The sequence below is a fragment of the Orlajensenia flava genome (assembly GCF_004801905.1).
Classification (GTDB): Bacteria; Actinomycetota; Actinomycetes; order Actinomycetales; family Microbacteriaceae; genus Orlajensenia; species Orlajensenia flava.
This window is the reverse complement of record NZ_SSSN01000003.1, coordinates 96,331-114,865: the sequence shown is the minus strand read 5'-3', so window position 1 is coordinate 114,865 and position 18,535 is coordinate 96,331. Positions and strand designations below refer to the sequence as shown.

At 68.6% G+C, this 18,535-nt stretch carries 12 protein-coding genes; all 12 read right to left on the bottom strand.

Annotated features, from left to right (window positions below; all coding sequences use genetic code 11):
• Window positions 1-4: 4 nt before the first annotated feature.
• On the bottom strand, window positions 5-1,375 hold the full coding sequence (gene murA / locus E6C70_RS02375; protein ID WP_207670022.1) for a UDP-N-acetylglucosamine 1-carboxyvinyltransferase: 1,371 nt from the start codon (window positions 1,373-1,375) through the stop codon (window positions 5-7).
• The gene (leuD, locus tag E6C70_RS02370; protein WP_136421878.1) at window positions 1,372-1,992 is read right to left on the bottom strand and encodes a 3-isopropylmalate dehydratase small subunit; all 621 of its coding nucleotides are present in this window, start codon (window positions 1,990-1,992) and stop codon (window positions 1,372-1,374) included. Before leuD ends, murA begins: the two co-directional genes overlap by 4 nt.
• Window positions 1,992-3,452: a 3-isopropylmalate dehydratase large subunit gene (gene leuC / locus E6C70_RS02365; protein WP_136421876.1), complete on the bottom strand. Its 1,461-nt coding sequence runs from the start codon at window positions 3,450-3,452 to the stop codon at window positions 1,992-1,994. Before leuC ends, leuD begins: the two co-directional genes overlap by 1 nt.
• 160 nt (window positions 3,453-3,612) lie before the next feature.
• On the bottom strand, window positions 3,613-4,203 hold the full coding sequence (locus E6C70_RS02360; protein ID WP_136421874.1) for an FHA domain-containing protein: 591 nt from the start codon (window positions 4,201-4,203) through the stop codon (window positions 3,613-3,615).
• 14 nt (window positions 4,204-4,217) lie between these two features.
• Window positions 4,218-6,536, bottom strand: coding sequence for a transglutaminase TgpA family protein (locus tag E6C70_RS02355; RefSeq protein WP_136421873.1), 2,319 nt, complete (start codon window positions 6,534-6,536; stop codon window positions 4,218-4,220).
• Window positions 6,533-7,828: a DUF58 domain-containing protein gene (locus tag E6C70_RS02350; RefSeq protein ID WP_136421871.1), complete on the bottom strand. Its 1,296-nt coding sequence runs from the start codon at window positions 7,826-7,828 to the stop codon at window positions 6,533-6,535. The genes E6C70_RS02355 and E6C70_RS02350 overlap by 4 nt, the downstream gene beginning before the upstream one ends.
• Entirely contained in the window at window positions 7,825-8,793 is a 969-nt protein-coding gene (locus tag E6C70_RS02345; RefSeq protein WP_207670021.1) for an AAA family ATPase, read from the bottom strand. The genes E6C70_RS02350 and E6C70_RS02345 overlap by 4 nt, the downstream gene beginning before the upstream one ends.
• A 42-nt stretch (window positions 8,794-8,835) precedes the next feature.
• Complete coding sequence (locus E6C70_RS02340; RefSeq protein WP_136421869.1) at window positions 8,836-14,124, bottom strand: Ig-like domain-containing protein; 5,289 nt, start codon at window positions 14,122-14,124, stop codon at window positions 8,836-8,838.
• Between the two features lie 101 nt (window positions 14,125-14,225).
• A complete protein-coding gene (locus E6C70_RS02335) occupies window positions 14,226-14,939 on the bottom strand; it encodes a hypothetical protein (protein WP_136421867.1) in 714 nt (237 codons plus the stop codon).
• Complete coding sequence (locus E6C70_RS02330; RefSeq protein ID WP_136421865.1) at window positions 14,936-16,519, bottom strand: serine/threonine-protein kinase; 1,584 nt, start codon at window positions 16,517-16,519, stop codon at window positions 14,936-14,938. Before E6C70_RS02330 ends, E6C70_RS02335 begins: the two co-directional genes overlap by 4 nt.
• Entirely contained in the window at window positions 16,519-17,640 is a 1,122-nt protein-coding gene (locus E6C70_RS02325) for an FHA domain-containing protein (RefSeq protein ID WP_168770842.1), read from the bottom strand. Before E6C70_RS02325 ends, E6C70_RS02330 begins: the two co-directional genes overlap by 1 nt.
• Window positions 17,637-18,500: a PP2C family protein-serine/threonine phosphatase gene (locus E6C70_RS02320; RefSeq protein ID WP_235833241.1), complete on the bottom strand. Its 864-nt coding sequence runs from the start codon at window positions 18,498-18,500 to the stop codon at window positions 17,637-17,639. The genes E6C70_RS02325 and E6C70_RS02320 overlap by 4 nt, the downstream gene beginning before the upstream one ends.
• Between the last annotated feature and the right edge of the window lie 35 nt (window positions 18,501-18,535).

The following is an 18,535-nucleotide window of genomic DNA, read 5'->3' as shown; positions in this document are numbered from 1 at the left end:
CGGCCTAATCCTCGGTGGAGAAGTCGGCCCCGAGCAGACGCAGCTTGGTGATGAAGTTCTCGTAGCCGCGGGCGATGATGCCCACGTTCGACACCGTCGACGTGCCCTCGGCGCTCAGCGCTGCGATGAGGTGGCTGAAACCGCCGCGCAGGTCGGGCACCTCGATGTCAGCGCCGTGCAACCGGGTCGGCCCGACGATGACCGCCGAGTGGTTGAAGTTGCGCTGGCCGAACCGGCAGGCCTGACCGCCCAGGCAGTCCTTGTGCACCTGGATCGTCGCACCCATGTCGACAAGTGCGTCGACGAAGCCGAATCGCTGCTCGTAGACGGTCTCGTGCACGATCGAGACTCCGGACGCCTTCGTGAGCGCGACCACGAGCGGCTGCTGCCAGTCCGTCATGAAGCCGGGGTGCACATCCGTCTCGATGAATACGGGGTTGAGCGGGGTGCCGGGGTGCCAGAAACGGATGCCGTCGTCGTGGATCTCGAACTGCCCGCCGACCTTGCGGTAGACGTTGAGGAACGTGAGCAGCTCGCCCTGACGAGCACCGCCGACGAAGATGTCGCCCTCGGTCGCGAGTGCCGCTGCCGCCCAACTGGCTGCCTCGTTGCGGTCGAACAGCGCGCGGTGGGTGTAGCCCTCGAGCCGGTCGACGCCCTCGATGCGGATGACCCGGTCGGTGTCGACGGTGATGACGGCACCCATCTTCTGGAGGATATTGATGAGATCCATGATCTCGGGCTCGATGGCGGCACCCTTGAGCTCCGTGATGCCCTCGGCGCGCACGGCGGTCAGCAGCACCTGCTCGGTCGCTCCGACGCTCGGGTATGGCAGCTCGAGCTTTGCGCCCTTGAGTCCGTTGGGGGCCGACATGCGGATGCCGCTCGGCAGCTTCTCGACGACGGCGCCGAAGTTGCGCAGGACATCCAGGTGGTAGTCGATGGGGCGGTCGCCGATGCGGCAGCCGCCGAGGTCGGGGATGAAGGCCTCGCCGAGCCGGTGCAGCAACGGTCCGCAGAACAGGATCGGGATGCGGCTGGACCCGGCGTGGGCGTCGATGTCGGCGAAGTGCGCGCTCTCGACGTTGGACGGGTCGAAGATGAGCTCGCCCTCTTCCACGCCCTCGACGACGTTGACGCCGTGCACCTCGAGCAGGCCGCGCACGATGCGGACGTCGCTGATGTTGGGCACGTCCTTCAGCACGCTCGGCGTCTCGCCGAGGAGGGAGGCGACCATCGCCTTGGTGACGAGGTTCTTGGCGCCCTTCAGCTCGATGCGGCCGATCAGCGGCTTCCCGCCTCTGATGGTGATGCTGTCCCCGAGCAGTCCCACAGCCGTACCGTGATTCCTGGCGTCTTCACCGAGCGTGTTCAAGCCTTCTCCAACGTCTCTTCGTTCTGCACCGGGAGGGTTCGTGGCCTCCAGTGCTCCCGACCGGCCTCGAATCGCTCGATGCCCGCCTCGTCCTGAAGGGTGAGCCCGATGTCATCGAGTCCCTCCAGAAGCCGCCACTTAGTGTAATCGTCGATCTCGAAGCCCACGGAGAGCGCGCCGACGGCCACCGTCTTGGCAACCAGATCGACGGTGAGCTCTATTCCCGGCTCCGCCTCGATCGCCGCCCAGAGTCGTTCGATGTCGTCCTCGGCGACCTCGGCGGCGAGCAGGCCCTGCTTGCCCGAGTTGCCGCGGAAGATGTCGCCGAACCGCGGGCTGAGCACGACGTCGAAGCCGTAGTCGCGCAGAGCCCACACCGCGTGCTCGCGCGAGGATCCGGTGCCGAAGTCGGGTCCGGCGACGAGGATGCGCGGTGACGCGTAGGCGGGCTGGTTGAGGATGAACTCCGGATCCTGCCGCCAACCGGCGAACAGGGCATCCTCGAAGCCGGTCTTCGTGACCCGCTTGAGGTACACGGCCGGGATGATCTGGTCGGTGTCGACGTTGGAGCGTCGGAACGGCACGGCGACCCCGGTGACGGTCTCGAACTTCTGCATCAGCGGGCCCCTCCCATCGCCATCGGCGCCGGCTCGGCCTGCAGGTCCCATGGACTGGACAACGTGCCGCGGATGGCGGTGGCCGCAGCCACGAGCGGAGACACCAAGTGCGTCCGACCGCCCTTGCCCTGCCGCCCCTCGAAGTTGCGGTTCGACGTCGACGCGCACCGCTCCCCCGGCGCGAGCTGGTCGGGATTCATGCCCAGGCACATCGAGCACCCGGCGAAGCGCCACTCGGCACCGAACTCGGTGAACACCTTGTCGAGCCCCTCGGCCTCCGCTTCGAGTCGCACGCGCGCCGAACCGGGAACGACCATGACGCGCACGCCATCCGCCTTTTTCCTGCCCGCGACGATCGACGCGAACGCGCGGAGGTCCTCGATGCGGCTGTTGGTGCACGAGCCCATGAACACGGCGTCGACGGCGATGTCCTTCAGGGGGGTGCCCGCCGCGAGGTCCATGTACTCGAGCGCCCGCTCGGCAGCCGCGCGCTCGTTGAGATCCTCGACGGAGCTCGGGTCGGGCACGGACTCCGAGAGCGACACGCCCTGACCCGGATTGGTGCCCCAGGTGACGAACGGCTCGAGCGCCGCGGCGTCGATGAGGACCTCGGCGTCGAAGGTGGCGCCGTCATCCGTCGCTAAGGTTTTCCAGTACTCGACGGCGTCGTCCCAGTCGGCGCCCTTCGGCGCGTGCGGGCGGCCGTGGAGGTAGTCGAAGGTGGTCTGGTCGGGTGCGACCATGCCTGCGCGCGCACCGGCCTCGATCGACATGTTGCAGATGGTCATGCGGCCATCCATCGACAGGGCACGGATGGCGCTGCCGCGGTACTCCAGCACGTAGCCCTGGCCGCCGCCGGTGCCGATGCGGGCGATCACGGCGAGGATGATGTCCTTGGCCGTGACGCCGGGGCGCAGCTCGCCGTCGACGGTGATGGCCATCGTCTTGAACGGCTTGAGCGGCAGGGTCTGCGTGGCGAGAACGTGCTCGACCTCGCTCGTGCCGATGCCGAACGCCATGGCGCCGAACGCGCCGTGGGTGGAGGTGTGGGAGTCGCCGCACACGACCGTGATGCCGGGTTGCGTGAGCCCGAGCTGCGGGCCGACCACGTGCACGATGCCCTGTTCGATGTCGCCGAGGGAGTGCAGCCGGACGCCGAACTCGCGCGCGTTCGTGCGGAGCGTCTCGATCTGGGTGCGGCTGGTGAGGTCGGCGATGGGTCGGTCGATGGCCAGCGTCGGCGTGTTGTGGTCTTCCGTCGCGATGGTGAGGTCGGGGCGCCGCACCGGACGACCGGCCGCCCTGAGCCCGTCGAAGGCCTGGGGGCTGGTGACCTCGTGTACGAGGTGGAGGTCGATGTAGATCAGGTCGGGCTCGCCGCCGGAGCCCTTTTTCACGAGGTGGGCATCCCAGACCTTCTCGGCCAGGGTGCGCGGGCGAGCGGTGTCGTTCTCGGTCATCTGCGTAGCACTTTCGTCTGTCATTCCAGCTTCATGGTCTCAGCCGACGGGAAACGCCGCGACGAGGGTGGCCTGTCAGAACGAGGTCTCGTCGCGGCATCCAAGAAGAAGTTGGAAGGTGCGCTGCACACGTTCAGACTACCACCCGCCCCTCGTACGCTCAGCGCTGCACCGGCGCGCTGACGATCGCGCGCACGGCGAACTCGCCGAGGTGGAAGATGGTGTCGGCGTCGAGGCGGAAGGGTGTTCCGGCCTCGAGGTACACGTCCCCGACGCTGACGCCGTTGGTCGAGTGCAGGTCGGTGATGACGAGTGCGTCGCCGTCGAGTTCCACGGCCGCGTGGGTCTTCGACACCGACCGTCGCGGGTCCGTGACCGAGATGGTCGCGGCCGCCGGATGCTCGCTGTCGGCCGTGGGGTTCCGGCCGATCACCAGCGTGCCGGCGACGGGGATGGATTGGCCGTCGTCGAACTGCAGCATCCATCGCCGCGGCGCGGTCACGGTGGCGGTGGGAGCGGTCGGAGCCGCGGGCTGCTCGGTCGCCGGAGCCGCTCCCGGCGGTCGCTCGATCGTCTGCGCCTCCGCCGGCGTGGCGGGCTGGGCGGTCGCGAACGGCGGCTTGACGGTGGGGAACGGCACGGTCGGGATCCTCACCGACGGGCGGTGCTCGACGGTGGAGGAGTCCTCGTGCGGGTCCTCGCGCGGCGCGAGGATTCCCGGCGGCGGAACGATGAAGCCGTCTGCATCCACGTCTGCCACCCTACTCACCGCCTGCGGTCGGCGCGCCGTGTCGACCGCACGCGGTAGCGAGCCACGAAGCGTCGAACAGGGCCGGCAGCAGCGTAGACGGCGGCGACGAGCACGTCGACATCCTTCCAGGGCGCCTCGGCGGCCTCGGGCGGCGAATCGTCGCCGTCGAACACGGCGCGGTCCACATCACGGGCGAGCGTCGAGATCCGGGCGGCCGTCTCCGGTTCATCGGTGTCCAGGCCCTGCTCTGCGACCTGCGCCGCCAGGGAACGGGCGACCTGCGTGCGGGACGAGACCGGAGGCACCTGCAGGCCCAGCTCGTCGAGCCGATCCGTCAACTCGCTCCACGCGCCCGCGGCTCGACGATCAGCCGATCCCGTGAGCTCACGCTGTCGGCGTCGCCGGCGCTTCCGCAGCGCAGCGATGCCCATCGGCACGAGGAGGATGAGCAGCGGGATGCCGAGGACGCCCGCGGTGATCCAGACCCAGCCGGGAACGATGAACGGCGGGTTCTTCTTCTTGTCGTTGGACTTGTCGATATCGACCGTGCTCAGCAGTTCGTCATCTGCCGTCTCATTGCGCGGGGGCTGTCGCACCTGCGGCTGAGGCTGCGACTTGGGCTTGGGCACCTGGTCCTGCGGAACGTCCGTCTGCTCCGGCGTCGGATTGAACGGCACCCAGCCAACGCCGTCGAAGGCGACCTCGACCCAGGCTGTCACGTCGGAGCCCTTGACGGTGACCGATCGCGCGCCCTTCGGCACGTCGGGTGCGAAGCCCATCACGACGCGCGCGGGGTAGCCGAAATGCCGCGCCATCAGTGCCATCGCCGAGGCGTACTGCTCCTCGTCTCCGACCATCTGGCTTCGTGTGAACAGCTCGCTCATCCGGTCGGCTCCGTGCCCGGCGCGGGACGCCACGGCATCCGAGGCGAGACCGTGGCTGAGGAAGCCGCGCGACTTGAGGGCCTTCTCGATGTTGGTGAGCCGGTCGATCGGCGTGGTGGCATCACCCGCGTATTCGATGGCGCGCGAGACGAGCACGTCGGGAACGTCTTCCGGGGCCGGAAGGTCGACGCGGGCGACGGGAACCTTCTCGAGATCCTCGGGCTTGTATCCGCGCTGCATCTCGGCGCGGATGCGGATGTCGTTGCCCTTGTGCACGCCGCTCGTGAGAACCGCCGTTCCGCTGTCGGGGTTGTAGCGGATGTCGCCTGCGCGCTTGGCCGAATCGGCGTCCTCGAGGTCGAGGCGGCGGGGGTAGCCGACCGAAGGGATCCAGACGTCGTCATACCCGTCGATGGTCACGTCTGCTGTGCGGGTCCCCGCCTCCGTCGCCAAGGACGGAGCCGGCAAGGTCGCGCCGACGATCTCGAAGCCGCCGTCGTCCCCTGCCGTCTCCTCGGGGCCGGCGACATTCCACAGTCGGCCGTCATAGGCGTCCATCGACGCGAGGCGGATGCGGTCGCCGGACTCGAGACCCTCCACGGTGAAGATGTCGTCCTCCCGCATGACCTTCGAGTACTTCCGGAACGCCGCCAGGGGGCTGGAGAAGTCGACCGCCTGGAACGGCGGGACGACCTCGTCGCGCAGTACGTACCGAGCTGCGGCTGGAGGGGCGGTGAGCACACCGCCGATCAGGCCGACGACGACCGCCCCGCCGATGACGGCGGCCACTCCGATCAACCGGCCCACGAGGAGACGGCGCGCCCCATCCGGACTCGCGATCGATGCCGGCCGTGCGCGCCAGGCGAGCCAGCCCAGTGCGACCACCGCGAAGACGAGGCCGCGGAGCATCGCGAGCACGGGCTCGCGTGTTCCGAGGAGGATGCCGCTCACGTACAGCGCGACCGGTCCGATGAGGATCACGGCAGCACGCAGCGGACTGCGCTTGCGCGGAAGCCACGCCAGCACCAGCCAGGCGCCGAGGAAGCACGTCAGCCACGCGGCGAAGTAGGGCACGACGCCCACGTAGTAGGGCGCTTCGACCGGCGTCTGGATGGTGAGGATGTCGCGCCAGCCGAAGACGGGGCCGACGACGAGGCCTGCGAGGGTGTCGAGGCTCGGAAGCACGCCGAGAACGGCCTTAGCCGGCATCGTGACCGAGCCGAGGAGCAGGTAGCCGACGAGACCCGTCAGCACCGTCATCAGCGGACCGAAGCCGGCGAGGCGAGCGCCGACGGCCGCCCCGATTCCCACCAGGATGCCGAGGACGGCACCGGCCAGGAAGTTCGCTCCCCCGTACGCGGTCTCGAACCCGAGGACGCCCAGCACGGCGAGGACCGCGAGCACCCCGAGGTCGATGATCTGCTCGCGCCCGATGCCGCGCGCGGTCACGAGACGCTCCTCAGGACGCGTGCGAGGTCGGCGACGGCGCCGACGGTGAGGATGTCGAGGCCGGACACCTTGCCGATGCGGGGGCCCGCGCCTCCCTCGACGCGGATGGCTATCACGCGCACGTCCGGCCCGAACAACGTTTCGACGCTGCGGAGATCGGCGACCGGCGTCACCGAACCGGTGACGAGGAAGACCACGCTCGGCTCGGGCAGGCGCGCCGTCGAGTGGCGGACGAACTCGCGAAGGGTGGGATACGCGCGCTCGACGCCCGTCAGCCGGGACGTGTCGTCGAGCAGTGCCATCGGGGTCGCGGTACGGAGCTGCCGCTCCTCGGTGACCACCGCGACCGGAATGCCGTCACGCATCAGCTGGAGGGCGAGGGACGCCATGATCGAGACACCGAGTTCGAACTCGTCATCGTCGGCGTAGGCGGAACGTTCGGTCGTCTGCGCGAGAGTCAGGTTCATGCGACGGCTCTCCTCGAACTGTCGCACCATGAGCGTTCCGGTGCGCGCGGAGGTGCGCCAGTGCACGTTGCGCAGCGCGTCACCGGGAGCGTATGGCCGCAGGGCGTGGAACGAGATGTCGTTGTCGGTGATGGTCTTGGTGATCTGACCCTCGAGGTCGCGGATGAGGCCGGCCGCGGAGGGAGCGAGCCGTGCGGTCACCGGGTGCACGAAGAGCTCCACCTCATCCGTCCAGCGCACGGTGCGGCGCAGCAGGCCGATGTGATCTCCGCGGACGGAGATGGCCGGGCCCGCGACGATCACGGCTCGCCGCTGGGTCGGAACGGCGAAGAGCTCCTCGTGAACGGCATCCGGTTCGAGGGCGGGGACGAGGAACTCGGCGGTTCCGCTCCCGACCGGCAACTCCATGCGCGAGGGCGTCGAGGGGCGATCCGCCGTGTTCCGGACCGTCATCCGTCCATGCGCACGCTCGCCCGCGACCACCCGACGGGGCTCGAGGTCGATGCCCACCTCGAAGCGAGCCCGCCCGATGAGGTAGATCGCCGCGATCGCGAGAGCTCCCACCATCGCGAAGCCGAGGTAGCCGAATTCGACCCAGCCGAACACGAAGCAGATCATGAGGCACGCCGCCGCTGCCAACAGGACCAACCAACCGGCCCGAGTGATGACCGAGGTGACCGGCGATACCCGATCGGCCGCAGCGCGGCCGATGCCGACCGCCCCCGCACCGACGCGCGCACTGAGGGCGCGCGTGGAGAAGGCGACGGCAGCCACGGCGTACCGCAGCTGTCCAGCACCCCGGGGACGATCAGTGGAGGAACTCATGCTGCCCGATAGACCGGGGGTTCGACCGTCACGAGCACGTCCGAGACGATCTGCTCGGCCGTCACACCCGCGAAGTCCGCCTCGGGGTCGAGGATGATGCGGTGCGAGAGCACGTGCGGCGCGAGCTCGCGCACGTCATCCGGGGTGACATAGGTGCGTCCCTGGCTGAGCGCCCACGTCTTCGACGCGCGAGCCAGAGCGAGAGCGCCGCGCATGCTGACGCCGAGACGGGCATCCTTGTGCTCGCGCGTACCCGTGACGATCTCGTTGAGGTAACCGACGACCGATGCGTCCACGTGCACCTCGGCGGCCAGCCGCGACATCGCCACGATCGAGTCCGCGGCGATGACGGGCGAGACGAGATCCGCCCTGGCGCGATTGGACGAGTCGAGCAGCAGCGCGACCGCGGTGTCGTGATCGGGGTGGCCGAGGCTCGTCTTGATGAGGAAGCGGTCGAGCTGCGCTTCGGGCAGTGAGTAGGTGCCCGCCTGCTCGATGGGATTCTGCGTGGCGATCACCATGAAGGGGGCGCCGACCGGGTAGCCGACGCCGTCGACCGTGACCTTGGACTCCTCCATCACCTCGAGGAGGGCGGACTGGGTCTTCGGACTCGCCCGATTGATCTCGTCGGCCAGCACGATCGAGGCGAAGATCGGCCCGCGGTGGAACTCGAAGACGCCCTTTCCCTGGTCGTAGATGGTGACCCCGGTGACGTCAGACGGCAGCAGGTCGGGGGTGAACTGGATGCGCGAGTTGGACCCGTCGATGGTGTTGGCGAGCGACTTCGCCAGCACGGTCTTGCCCGTTCCCGGAAAGTCCTCGAGCAGCAGGTGGCCCTCCGACAGCAGGGCGCCGATGACGAGTCGGATGACGTCGCGCTTGCCGAGGATGGCCTGGTCGACGTTGTCGACGAGCCGATTGAAGGCGTCGGCGAACCAGTTCGCCTGTTCCTGGGTCACTGCCATTCGTTCATTCCTTCTGTGCTCGTCGTGAGGTGGCTGAGTGGGTCACCATCGGTTGTCCGTCACGCCGACGCCGTCGACCGTCACGCTCGCGCTGGAGTCACCGCAGAAGCTCTCGGGAATACTTCCTCTGAACCGACCCTGGTAACGGCCGTTGCCCCCGCTGAGGTTGATCGTGTACCGGCCGGACAGGGTCGAGCCGTTGCAGCTGGGGGTGACGGTGACCGACCCGCCGTCGAAGTTCTGCACCTCGACGTCATAGAACCAGCAGGTGCCGTTGCAGTCGCCGTAGGCGCCGTGATACGGACCCATCGCGGAGCCCTTGCGCAGGATGACGACCTTGGCTGGCTTGCTCGGCGCCGCTCGATTGGACTGGTCCCACGTGCCGCATCCGGCGGGATTGCAGGCCTGCACCTCGAAGCGGTAGGTCGTGCCGTTGTTGCCGTTGCCCGATGCCGAGGTTGCCGCGGTTGATCCGGATGCGCTGCCGCCCTCGATGAAGCGCCAGTTGTAGCTCGACACGGGGCGGCCGCCGTTGTCAGCGGGAGCGGCCCAATCCAACCCGAGCGCTCCGTTTCCGTTGCCGCTCGCCGTCAGGCTCGCATTACGAGGCGCGCCGGGCCTGCCGTATGGCACCGCGGGAGCACTGTTCGTCGACGCGCCGGATGGGCCGATGCCGTTGGTGGCGCTCACCTGGAAGGTGTACGACGTGCCGTTCGAGAGGCCGCCGATCATCTGATCCGACCCAGCGGCACCGGCATCGAACGTCTTCCTGCCCCCGCCCGACCACGTGAGCGTGTAGCTCTTGATCTGCGAATTGTTGTCGGCGGGCGCGGTCCAGCGAACGGTCGCCTGGGAGTCGCCGACGCCGACGACGGTCGGCGGTCTGGGAGTGTCGGGGACGTCGCGGACGACGACGGATGCCCTACCCTGCACCTGTCTGCTCGGATCCTTGGTGGCATCCTGCACGCGGTAGACCACGCTGAGGTTTCCGGTGAAGCCGGCGCCGGTGCGTACCGTGATGCCGCTGGCCGTGTGACTGACGCTCGCGCCGTTGACGCCCGGCTGGTCGATCTGGGCGTCAACGATCGTGAGCGGCGTACCGGGGAACGGGTTGACGTCGTTGGCGAGGACGTCGATGTTCTTGGTGTCCGACCGCTTCATCTCGACAGGGCCGTCGTCGATGGCCTGCGCCTTCGGCCTCGTCGACGACACGACGGTCACGTCGACCGACCCGGGCACGGCGAAGTTCTTGTAGCGCACGGTGAAGGCGATGGTGGCCTTCGTGCCCGGCTGCACGCCGAGGGGAGCCGAGATGCTCAAGCGGCTGCCGTCGGGGACGGCACGCACGTCGTTGGTCTGTCCGCTGAAGTCCGTATAGCTCAGCTTCTGGACGATGTCGGGGTTGGGCTGGCTGCTCGAGGTGCGCAGGTCGATCGTGACGGGGCTTTCGCCAGCCTCGATCGATACCTTCGGCGGCGTGAAGGTCGGTGGAACATCCTCGAAGTTGGGGTCGCCGACGGTCACGGGGAACGCCAATGTGGCCGTGCGGCCGTCAGGGTCGGACGCGCTCGTGCCATCCGTCACCGTGAACGTCACCGTCGCCGGCCCGCGGAAGTCCTTCGCGGGCTTGAATCGCAGCGTCGTTCCGTCGACGAAGACGGACGAGCCGTCTCCGTTCGAGGCAGAAGCGTTGAGGATGAGCGCGGGCTTGCCGGAGGGGACCACGACGAGGTCGGACGCCTTCCAGGTGATCTCGCCGTTCATCGGAACGATCTGGGGCGGGAGCGAGGCCAGATAGGGCGGCGGGAACGTCTCCTTCTGCTTCTCCGGATCCTTCGCGGCAGCATCTGGTTTCGCGGGCACGACGACGAAGGCCATCGCATCGAGGTCGTCGATCGTGTTCGTGAGCCGGTACGCGACCGTGTACCGCTCATTCCGAGGCGTCACGACGATGCGCCCGTCGGGCGCGACCTGAGCATCGTCGGCGTTCGGTCCCTCGACGGCGACCTTCAGGTCGTCGACCAGGCCACCCGGGTTGGTGGCGTCGTCGAGCGGGGTGACCGTCACCTTCTTGCCGTCGACCACCTGCTTCGGCTCGATCACCTGGTCCTGGGCCGTCGGCGGGTCGATGCGCGCGTCCTTCTTCACGAGGACCTGCACGAACGCGCTGTCGAAGCCGCCCTTGCCGTTGGTGATGGAGTACCGGAGGCTGTAGCCGCCCTCGACCTCGGGTGCGGTGACGATGACGCGCCGGCTCTTCTCGACCTTGGCCTTGAGTCCCTCGGTGATGTTCGCGAGCTTGCCCGACACCTTGATCGGGTAGCCGCTCGGGTCCGAGTCATTGAGGAGGACGTCGACGGATGCCGTGCGCCCCGGGCGCATCTCTATGGTGTCATCGACGGCGTTCGGCGGCAGAGCGTTCTCGGGACGCGGGATGACGCCGATGTGCACGGAGCCCGTCGCCTTCTTGCCGTAGGTGTCCTCGACGGTGTAGCTGAACTGGTCGGTTCCTGCCGAGCCGTCGTAGGCCTCGTAGGTGAAGCTCGTGCTCGTCGAGCCGGTGATGCGCCCGATCTTCGGCACCGAGTCGTTGCCGGTCAGGACGACGCTGTCGCCGTCGGGGTCGAGACCATCCAGCGGCACGTCGATCTTCACCGTCGAGCCCCCGAACGTTCGCGACACGAGGGGCGTCGGCACGGGAGCGCGATCCCCATCCGCACCTGCTGCGGTGACCTGGAAGCGGACGTTCGCCTTCGCCGTCTGCCCGTACTCGTCGACGACCGTGTACACCACCGAGTAGGCGCCGGCCTGCTTTGGTGCCTGGTAGCGAACGTCGTCGTCAGCGACGAACACGATGCCCGACGCGTTGGAGGTATCGGCGAGGGTGGGGTCCACGTGCATCACGGCGCCGTCAGGGTGGATGTCGTTGTCCAGCACGGGGACCGTCACGATATCGCCCGCTCGTACGGTGGCCGAGTCGTCAACGGCGATGGGCGGTTGATGTTTGACGAGAGGCGGCACCGGCACGACGGTGATCGTGGCGGTCGAGGTCTGGGCGCCGTCGGAGATCGTGTAGCTGAACTTGAGTTGCTTGTCGAGCGCTTCCGATGTCGAGATGCGGACCACGGTGTTGGTGAGCATCTCGACGCTCAGCACGTCGTCCACGCCATCGGTGTCGACGGACTGGACCGCGAGCACCGCCCCGCTGGGAGACACATCGTTCGCGAGTACCGGAACCGAGACCGGCTGACCGGGCCGCAGGTAGGCGACGTCCTTCACGGCGATGGGCGGAGCGGGCTTGTCCGGTCGCTCCTGCACGTCCACCCGGACGAGCCCGGTCCCCACCTTCGTTCCCGCGGCGACCGAGTAGAGGAACTCGTATTCTCCGGCCTTCGACGCCGTCACCGTGAGGGTGCCACGGTCGGCGTTCACTGCGACGTCGACTCCCGGCGGTACCTCCTTGGCCTCCACGAGGGCGAGCGCGGAGCCCGACGGGGTGAGGTCGTTCTCGAGCGGCTTGACCACGACACTCTCGCCCGTGAAGGTGTGCGCGTAATCGGGAGTGCCGACGGGCCCGAGTGTTCCGGTCGCCTTGACGTCGACCGTGAGGGTGCCTGCCGTGGTCGCCTGTCCGTCCGAGACGACGAACTGCACCTCCTTCTCCCCCAGCTCGCCGGAGCGATGGTCGAAGGTGATGAATCCGTCGGGACTGGATCGCACGGAGTCGCCGCTCGTGGGTGACGCGCTGACGAGGAAGAGATCGTCGCCATCAGGATCGTTGAAGTCCGTGAGCACGTTGTAGCTGATGCTCTGGCCCTGCTCCACGGAGGTGGCGCCCTCGCGGATGGAGATCGGAGCGTTGTTGACCTCGGGCGGAACGATCGACAGGCTCACCGCCGCTTCGGCCACGCCGTCGCGGCCGTCGTTCACGGTATAGCGGAATCCCACCGTCCCAGCGGCACCGGGCGCCGGGGTGAACTGGAGGGCGCGGCCGCCGTCGATCAGGTCGATCCGGCCGATCGATTCCGGAATCTCGGTGACGTCGCTCACCGTGAGCACGTCGCCATCGGGATCGGTGTCGTTCTCGAGTACGTCGAGCACGGTAGTGCGACCCGGTCGGGCGCCGAAGGTGTCGTCTCGTGCGATCGGAGGTCGATTGACGGCGGTGCGTTCGGCGAGGGTGTCCTCGAAACTCTGCTTGGCGCTCTTCTCCGTTCCCTCGAGTTCGTCGGACTCGTCGGGCGGCGTCACCTCATCCCAGTTGTCGACGAGTCGCATGTCGGCGTCGACGAGCCAGACGTTGCCGTTTGCCAGGTTGTTGAGCACGATGACATGCCGGTTCACGCGGAACTCGATCGCGGCTCCGCCCATCGGCTGGTCCACGGTGGTGAGGGATGGCGAGCGGCCGTCGCACGCGTGGATGTACGCGCCCGACGTGCTCCAGGCGGCATTGGCGCATCCGTCGAGCTGCACCGGCGCGGCGACCTGTTCCGCGCGGGTCGCCGCAGGACCCTTCGAGGGGATCGAGATCGGGTCCCCGCCCCCGATGGGGTACTCGAGCAAGGCGTCGGCCGTCGACACGAGGACGTGGTCGGCATCCTGACCGGCCTGCTGCAGTCTCATCGCTCCCTTGGCGGCTGGGTGCGAAGTCCCATCGACGATGATGGCGTGCTTGTCGGTGTCGAGGATGACGGACCGGTGGCCGACGGCGCTGATCTGGTGCTCGCCGAGGGCGGGTATGGCCTGGTAGGTGGGCTTGCCAGCCGGGCCGGCGACCGTCACCAGCTGACGCTTCAGGGGCGACGTCGCGTAGACGGTGCCGTCGGTCGCCACGGTCAAGTGGCCCTTGCCACCCAGAGTGGCGAGCGGTTTATCGGCGCCCGGGTCGAACTGCAGCGCTCCCTTGGCGTTGGCCACCCACAGTTGCCCTTTCGGTGAGAGCACGGCGATGGTCTTGCCGCCGAGGGCGACTTCGGATCCCGCGGGCACGTTCACGCCCTGCGACAGGTTCGTGTACGCCGGATCGATCCGTTGGATGGTGCTGAGGTTGCGATCGAAGAGGAAGACGTCCTCGCCGTCCTGCATGACGTCGACGTCGTTCGACGCCGTGCCGACGGAGGCGTCGAGCTCTTCGATCGGTCGATTGATGCGTCCGGCGAGGAGGGCTTTGCCGTTGGTCACCCAGACGTCACGTGGGGACAGGTCCGGATCGGTGACGGGGAAGCCCTGGTGGATGATCGCGATGCTCACCGGAACGGCGATCACGACGGCGACGGCGATCGCGGAGACGAGCTTCCGGCGGGTACGCAGCCACGCGCCGATACCCCTCACCCTGGCCTCATTCCCCGGTCCGCCTCGTCGACCGCGCGCGCGGACCCCCGCCGCGTACGGCGCTCACGCTAACACGGGCATGTGGACTCGGAACAATCCGATCAGTCGGACTCTGGCGGTTCCCGCAGGCTGTCGTCGTCGAGCAGGGGTAGGTCGTCGACGCTCACCAGCCGGGTCGCGATCGCGTACTCCACTAGTCGCGCCCGGCGATTCGTGGCGAGTTTGCCCCGTCCGCCCCGCAGACCGGTGACACCGATGCGGTCGAGCTTGTCGCAGACGTTGTCGAGCTTGCGGTTGAACGTGGTCATCGACCAGCCGAGTCGAGCCGCGGCATCCCCCGAACTGGGGATCTCTCCTCGGCCGGGGGTCGCCCGCATGAGGATGTTCTCCGCGAGAGACACGATGAGCTGTCGCTGACCGCGCGTGAGCGTCACGGGAAGGAGAGTCGTGGTGCCGGCGATCGGAAGGGCGGTGAGCGAGGTGTTGTAGACATCCTCGGCCGCGTGGATCTCGAAGTCGTACGTGGTCACGCCGGCGCTGAACATCACGTGCATGTGCTGGAACACCAGTGGAAGCCGCGCACCAGGCGCGAGCCACGCCTGCACCGCCCCCGACTCGTCGGACACCGTCGCCGACAGCGTGTTGCCCACGTTGCTGATCCACCACAGGTCGTACTCGCTCGAGAGCGTCAGGAAGACCCGATGGAGATAGGGGTTGTCGTCGATCGTGAGATCGGCCTCACGACCGATGGTGAACGTCGACGCCGGATCGACGAGTTGCTCCTCGCCGCAGAAGTCCACTCGCAGGGGCGTCATGACGCGCACGCCCTGGTCGGATCACTGGTCTTACCCGACCGCTGGACGGTCACGTCGATGCACAATTGCTGGCCGGGGATCGCGCCCGTCACCACGATCGGCGACGCCGCAGCTGCCTCGGGCCGTTCGGGCGAATCGGTGCGCGCCCACCGGAAGATGTCGCCATCCTGAGGGTGCTCGCTGCTGACGGCGAAGGACACGGATGTCCCGTCCGCCGAGCGCACACCCGGAGCCACCGTGGGCGGCGTGATGACCGTGCTGATGGCCACGCCGTCCGAGTCGGCCACCGATGGCGTCGGCTCCGACGGCCCGAGGTCCTTCGGAACCAGCACCGCTGCGAGGATGCCGCCGCCCGCGAGCAGCACGGCAAGGGATGCGATGCCGAGCACGAGACCACGCCGGCGCCGGGATGTGGGTGCGGCGGGTGCCGCAGGCACGACTGCTGTGTCGGTCGGCGGCACGGCGACCGGCCGCAGCACCGTCCCATCCTCGGCCTGGGCGACGACGGCCGTCGGCCGCATCCGGGTGCGATCATCGTCGTCTGTCGGGACGTCGACGGGTGCAGGCTGGACCTGCTGCGCCGCGATCGAGGTGACCGCGCGCACCCGGGTCTCATCGCCGTCGGCGTCGGCGTCGGGGCGTGCACTCGAGGTGAGGACCGTCGTGGGCACCTCGATGGAGGTGGGCGCGTAGCCGAACTCGATCTCCACGCGCTGCAGCCCCCGGGCGAGGTCGAGAGCGTTCTGGTAGCGGTCTTCCCGACGGCTCGCCATGCCCCTGCGCAGCACGGCGAGCAGGGAGGCCGGCACGTCATTGCGCTCGATCGGGGTGATCTGCCCGCGCTCGATGCGGCCGATGAGGTCGAGAGTTCCGTTGGAACGCCCCGGGATCTCGAATGGCGTCTGGCCCGCGAGCAGTGTGTGGATGGTCGCCGCGAGCGAGAACACGTCGCTGCGAACGTCGGGAGTCGGTTCGTCGTCGAACATCTCGGGCGGCGACCACGGCACGCTGAGCCCGACCGCCGACTGACTTCCCGCCGTCTGGTGAGCGGAGCCGCCAGTCCAGTCGGTGGTCGTCGTGACAGGCAGCTCGTCCTCCAGCGCCGAGGCGATGCCGAAGTCGGTGAGGGCCGGCCAGCCGTAATCGTTGGTGAGCACGTTCGCGGGCTTGATGTCGCGATGCAGGATGCCGGCCGCGTGGGCGGTGGCCACCGCGCTCGCGACGCGCACCGCGGTGCCCAGCACGTATTCGACCGAGAGCCGCTCCTTCTTGTACCGCTCGGCGAGGTTCGGCCCCGGGCAGTACTCCATCACGAGGTACGGCCTGTCGCCCGCGATGTCGGCGTGGAAGATCGTGACGATGTACGGATGCGCCGACAGCTGGGCCATCACGTTCGCCTCGGCGACGAACTGCCGCTTCGCCTGCGCGTCCAGCTGATCGGCCACGAGGACCTTGACGGCGACCTCGCGGCGCGGAAGCGCCTGCTCGTACAGGAAGACGTCGGAGAATCCGCCGGACCCGAGCACCCGCTGGTAGCCGTAGCCCGGCAGCTCGGGCGGCGAGGATGGAGGCCGGCGCATCAGGAGGCGGTCTCCTCGACGACGATCGTCGTACCACCGCCGAGGTCGATGACGGCTCCGACGACGACGGTCGCCGACTCGCCGGCGCGCAGCTTGCGTGGTTTCGTCCCCGGCAGCACGAGGACCGTGCCGTTGCGCGACTGCAGGTCGGTCACCACCACGGTGTCCCCCTGCACCTCCACCTGCACGTGGTTGCGCGAGATGTCGTTGTCGCCGCCTCCGATGGCGAGCAGCCGAGGAACGCGGCCGCCGGAGACCTTGCTCACACTGGGCGACCGGCCGATGAGCACGGTCTCGTCCAGAGCTTCCACCGTGCCGTCGGGCATGCGGATGGCGTAGCGCTTCTGCGGTGAGTGCCCGATCGCCGTCGCGGGTTCCGAGGCCTGCTCGGCTCTGACGGTCGCCACCGCCTCCCTGACCTCATCACTCAGTACCGTCTGGCCATCGTGGTCGCCGGAGCCCTCGGGCGGGGCTGCCACGGTCTCGAGCACGGGCTCGCTCGCCCCTGCGGACTCGACGGCACTCACCGTCGCCTCATCGGCGGCGCCGTCCGACACCGGTGCCGCAGCAGCACTGGTGCGCCGCGGCACGACGACGGTGTGGTCCTCGAGGTCCTGTTCGACAGGCTGGTCGGATTCCTCGGCGGACGGCACCTCGGGGAGCGACACCTCGGCGGGCGACCCATCATCCGTCGTGTCGAGGCGGACGCCCGCCACCCACGCTGCTCCCTCCATCAACGGCAGCGTGCCGTGGGGTGCTGCACCATCGAGCGCGATCTCCGCACCAGTCGCGTCTGCGACGACATGCTCGCCCCAGGTCGAGAAGTCACGGCCATCCCAAGTCTCGTTGCTCGGCCCCGACGTGACGACCGAGATGGATCCGCGCACGATGACGCGCAGACCCTGCCCGTCGCGCATCAGGTAGGCGAAGGGTGGGATGGCGCTCAGCCCGTTGCCGGCAAGGCTCTCGAGCACGTCGCCCACGTTCGCGGAGCGACGGAGCATCGCGAACAGCGCGTCGACATCAGCCCCTCCCGGTCGCAACACCAGGGTACGGTCGCCGGAGACGAGGGCGAGCCATCCGCCCGCGGTCCCCGGCTGGTAGTCGACGCGCATCGTCATGATCCCCTCACCAACCGCGGCGTCGTGTCCTCGCCGCTCCATCCACCCCTAGCCCCGCGATCACCGGTGCGATCAGGGTCGTCGCCGCCGTCCGGCCCCGTCACCTCCACGGTGACGACCGTGACGTTGTCACGACCGCCCGCCCCGACAGCCGATGCCACCAGAGCGGCTGCCGCCCGCTCGCGCGTGGCCAGCACCAGCGCGATGCGCTCGTCGTCGAGTTCCTTGCTGAGACCATCGGAGCAGATGAGGAAGTTGGTGTCACCCGTGGCCGGGAGCAACCACACGTCGGCGTCGACATCCGCGTCGGCACCGAGCGCGCGGGTGATGACGTTGCGGTCGGGATGCGCCGCGGCCTGCCCTTCGTCGATGACTCCGGCGTCGATCAGCTCCTGCACGGCCGAGTGATCGACGCTGAGTTGCTCGAGAGCGCGCCCGTCCCAGGTGTAGACGCGGGAGTCGCCCACGTTGAAGGCCATCCAGTACAGCCGGTCGCGGTCGCCCGCATCCACGAGCGCGACACCGGCCAGCGTGGTTCCCGCCACCCGCGTCCCCTCATCAGACGCGTCGCTCAACGCCCTGACGGCGGAGTTCGCGGCCGCGATCGTCGCGAGCACGGCATCGGGGGTGCTCGGAGCGCCGGGGGCGATGCGTTCGCGGAAGACGGCCACCGCCGTGCGACTGGCGACGTCGCCCCGGTCGTGCCCGCCCATACCGTCGGCGACGAGGTAGACGGGCAACTCGGCGAGCAGGCTGTCCTCGTTTGCCGGGCGCACCAGACCGGTGTGCGTCGCCGCGTCCACCCGCACCTCCACGGGCCCGCGGCCGGTTGCCAGGGCGGCTCGACCCAGTGTCACCATGTCGACAGTCTCGCCCCCTCGTCCGCGTTCACCGT